The 5,230-nt window shown below is 46.5% G+C and carries 7 protein-coding genes; 6 read left to right on the top strand and 1 reads right to left on the bottom strand.

Translation table 11 applies throughout. The features are described 5' to 3' along the window. The 5 genes from M0R47_RS21175 to M0R47_RS21155 form a co-directional block, all read left to right on the top strand. Positions 1–988 (top strand): hypothetical protein (locus M0R47_RS21175; protein WP_292558345.1); only part of this gene is annotated, 988 nt, incomplete at its 5' end. Continuing rightward, positions 981–1,328 carry a hypothetical protein gene (locus tag M0R47_RS21170; protein ID WP_292558344.1) on the top strand — a complete coding sequence of 116 codons (348 nt, stop codon included), beginning with the start codon at positions 981–983 and terminating at the stop codon, positions 1,326–1,328. The genes M0R47_RS21175 and M0R47_RS21170, both read left to right, overlap by 8 nt. Beyond that, a complete protein-coding gene (locus tag M0R47_RS21165; protein WP_292558343.1) occupies positions 1,328–1,759 on the top strand; it encodes an FmdB family zinc ribbon protein in 432 nt (143 codons plus the stop codon). The genes M0R47_RS21170 and M0R47_RS21165 overlap by 1 nt, the downstream gene beginning before the upstream one ends. Positions 1,760–1,775: 16 nt before the next feature. Beyond that, positions 1,776–1,958: a hypothetical protein gene (locus M0R47_RS21160; protein WP_292558342.1), complete on the top strand. Its 183-nt coding sequence runs from the start codon at positions 1,776–1,778 to the stop codon at positions 1,956–1,958. A gap of 8 nt (positions 1,959–1,966) precedes the next feature. Continuing rightward, on the top strand, positions 1,967–2,911 hold the full coding sequence (locus M0R47_RS21155) for a hypothetical protein (RefSeq protein WP_292558341.1): 945 nt from the start codon (positions 1,967–1,969) through the stop codon (positions 2,909–2,911). Here the strand turns inward: M0R47_RS21155 and M0R47_RS21150 are convergent. Continuing rightward, positions 2,908–3,525 carry a GIY-YIG nuclease family protein gene (locus M0R47_RS21150; RefSeq protein ID WP_292558340.1) on the bottom strand — a complete coding sequence of 206 codons (618 nt, stop codon included), beginning with the start codon at positions 3,523–3,525 and terminating at the stop codon, positions 2,908–2,910. The genes M0R47_RS21155 and M0R47_RS21150 overlap by 4 nt on opposite strands. 556 nt (positions 3,526–4,081) lie before the next feature. On the opposite strand from M0R47_RS21150, the gene M0R47_RS21145 reads away from it, so the two are divergent. Then, positions 4,082–5,044, top strand: coding sequence for a phage major capsid protein (locus M0R47_RS21145; RefSeq protein ID WP_292558339.1), 963 nt, complete (start codon positions 4,082–4,084; stop codon positions 5,042–5,044). Positions 5,045–5,230: the final 186 nt, after the last annotated feature.

Here is a 5,230-nt window from a genome sequence, read left to right as displayed (position 1 = left end):
CGCCACCAAGTTTTCGGAAAAATCGTGGGTCAATATGACCAGTCTACCCTTTGCTACCGAACAGCAAGTCATGCAGACTCAACAAGTCATGCAGGCCGCACAACAAATACAGGCGCAATATCAAGGCCAGATCGACCCGCAACAAATCCCTCCGCAACTACAGCAGCAGCTCCAACAAGCGCAACAAACGTTACAGCAAATCAAATGGTCTGATGTGCTGGGCTTGTTGCGTAACGACATGCAGCGATCCTATAAAATCGACATAGAAACCAACTCGACCGTTTTACCGGAAGCAACCGAAGATAAAAACAAGATGAATGAGGCTTTACAGGCCTTGTCGGGATTTATCAAAGAAGCCTTGCCGGTGGTTCAGCAGGGTTTGCTCCCGTTCGACGGTTTCAAGGCAATCCTGCTCAAGATTGCCCGGCAATTTGAGTTTGGCGAGGAGATAGAGGGCATACTTGACAGCATGCAACAGCCACCCCCGCCACCACCTGAAAACCAGAAGCCGGATAACTCACTGCAAATTAAACAAATGGAGATACAAGCCGACGGGCAAAAAGTACAGGCTCAAACAGCAGCTTCCACGCAGATAAAACAGGCTGAAACACAGGCCAGAGTACAGGAGCATCAGGCGCAAATCATGATGGATGCTAGGAAAACTCAGGCACAACATGAATTGGAGGATAAAAAGCTTGAAGCGGCTAATTTGCTTGAGCATTTACGCATTGACGCAGCAAGGGAGCTTGAGTTAATGCGGCTGTCATCTTCCGAGCGGATCGAGACATTCAAGGCTAATCTTGACGCAACCACACGCCTTGAAATAGCCAGGATCAGTGCTGAGGCAACGATACACCAACTAACTGCCGACGCGATCATGGCCGGGCAGCAGCAAGCGGCTGACGAAGCGGAAACCGACAAGACACTGGCTAGCGATATGTATTTAGCCGAGCAATCACTAAACCAACAGGAAGAAAGCGATGAGTAATTCAGTAAATGAAGGCGGGCAGGATTTATTTAAGGCGGCAACGGCCATATCAACAGCATCCATCGGCGCCAATGTTGACGCGTTGGTTACGGCTAACGCAGGTTTGCGACTGGTTGGGTATTCCGCAAAAGAATCGGCGGCCACTCCAGCGCTTTCAACGTTAAGGATTATAAATGGCGCAACTGGTGCCACTAACAGTCCTGTTGTCAATATCGATTTGGCGCTAAGCACATCGGAAACAGTGTGGTTCGGTGATGGGGGGGTCGCCTGCCCAGCAGGTCTGTCTATAGACTGGCTGACTGGGCAGGCTGATGTTGTATTGTTTTATAAGGTTGTGTAATGCCAATTTACGGCTATAACTGCAAATCCTGCAGTACGTCATTTGACATTGTGACCAGCGTCGGCAATCACCAGCGCGAGGTCGAGTGTAAGTGTGGCGGTGTGGCTAAGCAGGTCATCACCGCGCCTATCGTCATCATTCCGGCGCACATGCGTTTTGATGCTCCAAGCGGCTACGAGTCCCCGGCGACGGGGCGAATCATCACTAACAATCGACAACGAATAAACGACCTTGCGGAATCTGGGTGCATCGAGTACGAACCAGGGATGCGTCAAGATGTTGACAGGCGGGTAGTGGAGGACGACAAGGCGCTGGATAAGGCGGTAGATGATACTTTTGACCGAGAAATAGCGGCTATGCCAACAGTTAAGCGCGAAAGGCTTGATGTTGAGATGGCTATGGGTATGAATGCCGAGACTGTACGACTTTAACTAACTGGATTAAATTATGAGCGACGGACAAGCTGTGCTTAATATCGGCTTTTATCATGAAGAATTAGTGCGGATATGCACGATACAAACAAAGAAACTGGCTGATATTGAATTGGTATTATTAAGCGCAAGAGACAGAGGCAGAGATAACGACTCTCAGGTGCTTGATGCTGTATATGACATTTTTTACAAAACATAGGCTAAATTATGAGCGACGAACAAGAGTTTGACATTGATGCGGGCGTTGATTCTATCGCGGCTGACATGGGATGGAATGACGACGGCGATGACGATAACGAAATCGTTGATGACCTTAATGATAATGATTCTCACAAGGAGCAAGAGCAGGAAGAGGAGGCCGCAACTCCCGATGTAGAGGACAGGACGCCCCCGGCTTCATGGTCTAAAGATAAGCACGAAATCTGGTCAGCATTGCCGCAAGCAGCACAGGAGCAGATCGAACTGCGTGAGAAGCAGATGCTCGACGGCATCGAGCAGTATAAAGAAGGCAATGCTTACGCCGGTGAAATTAAGCAGATAATCGCGCCATTCAAAGCGTTTTTTGAACAGCACGGACTGAATGAAACGCAAGCTATAAGCAACCTGCTACAGCACAATAGGGCCTTGACCGAAGGAAGCCTAGAACAGCGACAAAATGCCTTTATTGCGCTGGGTAACAACCTTGGCATCATCCCGCAGGACGGACAGGCACAGATCGACCCTAACACGCAGGCGTTGCAACAGCGTATTGACAGGATAGAGCGCCAAGAAAACGAGCGCGTCCAGGCTGTCCAGAAGGATAACTACAGCCGGGTAGCGCAAGAGGTGGCCGACTTTGCCAAGGACAAGGAAGACTTTGACTTACTGGGGGATGATATAACGCTGATTTTGAAATCAGGCGTTGACCTAGCAACAGCCTATGAAAAGGCGCGGTGGGCAAATCCCGTGACGAGGGCTAAGGCGTTGGCGGAATCGGTCGAGGCGCAAACTAAAGTCATCAGCAAAAAGAATACCGATGCGGCCAGGGTAGCTCAGAAAGCGAAATCAACCAATATCAGGCATACCAACACCAACAAAACCCCGTCAGAACCTAAAGGCGCATTGTTTGACGATATGGGCGACATGCTGGCCGAAATCAGAGCGAGGAGTTAAAGAATAGACAGCGGCCTCCCTATTCTTTTCGCGTAATTCGTCTCTTTAGATAGCCTTATTTTTGTTTGGGTCAGTTTAGATACACCTCGTTTCTTTGCTGACTCAGATTGTTTTAGCCTAGTTTTTTCTGTTACCGGCCTTCCGGTTAAGTTTTTAGATTGAATGGCGCGCCGTTCATCCGAATACTTAACGCCCTTATGGACAGCGCCCATTTTTAAGCGAGTTTCAGCAGACCTATTTTGTTGTGAGGCGCTAACATTAGCCCTAGCTTCATCTGATCTTTTTAGACCTGTATTCGATAGCCTTATTTTTTTCTTTGTTTCCTCAGCTTGCGGCGACGTATTCCCTCCTGGTCTAATATTATATCCTTTAGGAGACAGTGTTTTGTGCTCCTTTATAAAATGAGCCTCCATAATATCTGCATCTTCTTTGTTAAGATTTTCATAAAGTATTTCTTGTGTGAAATTTTCCCATCCATATTGTTTAATTGCAATTGCAAATAAACTGCAATTTTTTTTGCTTCTATGTTGGTAAATTCTTAACTTTAAGTTACCTGTCTGCCCGATATAAGACATTCCAAGTGGAGACGTAAATTTGTATATTAAAAAAATCATTTTGAGAATCCTTGAACAGTGGATTATTGAACAAATGGTTATGTGCCAACTCTTGTTCAAGGAGTTTTCGGTCTCGATAACCTAGGCACAAGTAAATATACTATGGGTAAATATTATTTGCAAATAAAGTAAGATTGTATTAATATCATGACATAGCGCCATACCTTACAGAGCAAGCGTTACAGGCTTTAGCCGCTCACTACCACCCCCAAGCGCCCGACAGGCTCCCTTGCAGATGGAAATGATTAAACCCATTTTTAACTAATATAAGGAGTCGATAATGTCGGCGAACAGCACATTTACAGAACTGGTTGACTAACTAGCCCTACCTTGCAGTAATGCAAGAACAGAACCGAGTGAATTCAGGGAAAATCTTAATAACTGAACAATATTAAGACAATCCTGAGCTAAGCCGAACGCGAAAGCTTCGGAAAGTGCAACGACTAGGGTATGGAGGCTAACATGTTAAAACATCATGCCAGTAAAACCCCAAGAGCGCCCGGCATCCATTAAAACGGATGATGATATAGTCTGACCTATGCGGTGACGTGTAGAAGTGCGTATAAAGAGACGCACGATAACAAACTGTAGCACCACGTTCAGAAAACACCGCAAAGAAATCAAAGACAACTTAAGCAACCGTAACGCGCTGTTGAAATATATTACCAAAAAAGGTAATTACTCAACCGAGGACGGCGGCTTAACCATTGCTACCCCATTGGATTACAACGCTAACGGCACTTATCAGCGTTATTCCGATTGGGACACGCTGAATATTTCACAGTCTGACGTAATTTCAGCGGCTGAGTTCCAATGGCGGCAGATCGCGATCAATATCGTTGCGTCTGGCCGTGAATTGCGTATCAACAGCGGCGATTCTCGCATTATCAGCTTAGCGAAAGCTCGGATGAAAAACGCGATTCGTACTTTTAACAACAATTTTTCAAACGATCTTTACTCTTCCGGCTCACTGGCTAACCAGATCAACGGACTGCAAGCCCTTGTAGCTGACGCTAATACTACCGGCACAGTCGGCGGAATTGATGCGGCTGCGTGGACTTTTTGGCAAAACAAGCTATTTGATTTGTCCGTTGCTGGCGTGGCATTGGCTGCATCTACTTTCGAAGGATCGGCCATGTTGCCGCTTTGGTTACAGCTTGACCGTGGCCCTGATGACTGCCCCGATTTGATCGTTATGGATAATGTTCATTATCAAACGTTTGAAGGTTCGCAAATCAGCTTAAAACGCTATGCAAACGCCGATATGGTTAGCGGTGGATTCTCTACGCTGAAATACAAAAAAGCCGACGTGATATATGACGGAAACAGCGGCATTCCTTCTAACCATACATACATGCTGAATACCGAGTACTTGAAGCTGGTCGTGCATAAAGATGCTGATTTGACCGAGGTTCCAGAGCAACGGCCAGTGAATCAGGACGGCAGCGTTATACCGGTTTTGTGGATGGGAAATTTAACTTGCAGCAACAGGTCCCAGCAAGGCGTTATAATCGCTTAAAATCAATGACTTATAAATGCGTTAATGGGTAATTTAACGCATTTATAGTGGCACTAACAACAGTAAGGAAAATATTATGTTTGCAGCAAATGTAGCAGGCAATCAGCCATTCAATGACTGGTTTGCACCCGATACCACCCAACGACACCCGCTTGGCTTTAAAGTCGATGCAGTTGATCCGGTTTG

The sequence above is a fragment of the Methylobacter sp. genome, assembly GCF_023227905.1.
Classification (GTDB): Bacteria; Pseudomonadota; Gammaproteobacteria; order Methylococcales; family Methylomonadaceae; genus Methylobacter_A.
This window is presented reverse-complemented; position numbering and strand designations above follow the sequence as displayed.

Bases quoted from the DNA above. Each gene is read 5' to 3' on its own strand.
- M0R47_RS21160 (WP_292558342.1), top strand. From the start codon at position 1,776: ATGAGCGACGGACAAGCTGTGCTTAATATCGGCTTTTATCATGAAGAA.
- M0R47_RS21165 (WP_292558343.1), top strand. From the start codon at position 1,328: ATGCCAATTTACGGCTATAACTGCAAATCCTGCAGTACGTCATTTGAC.
- M0R47_RS21155 (WP_292558341.1), top strand. From the start codon at position 1,967: ATGAGCGACGAACAAGAGTTTGACATTGATGCGGGCGTTGATTCTATC.
- M0R47_RS21170 (WP_292558344.1), top strand. From the start codon at position 981: ATGAGTAATTCAGTAAATGAAGGCGGGCAGGATTTATTTAAGGCGGCA.
- M0R47_RS21150 (WP_292558340.1), bottom strand. From the start codon at position 3,525: ATGATTTTTTTAATATACAAATTTACGTCTCCACTTGGAATGTCTTAT.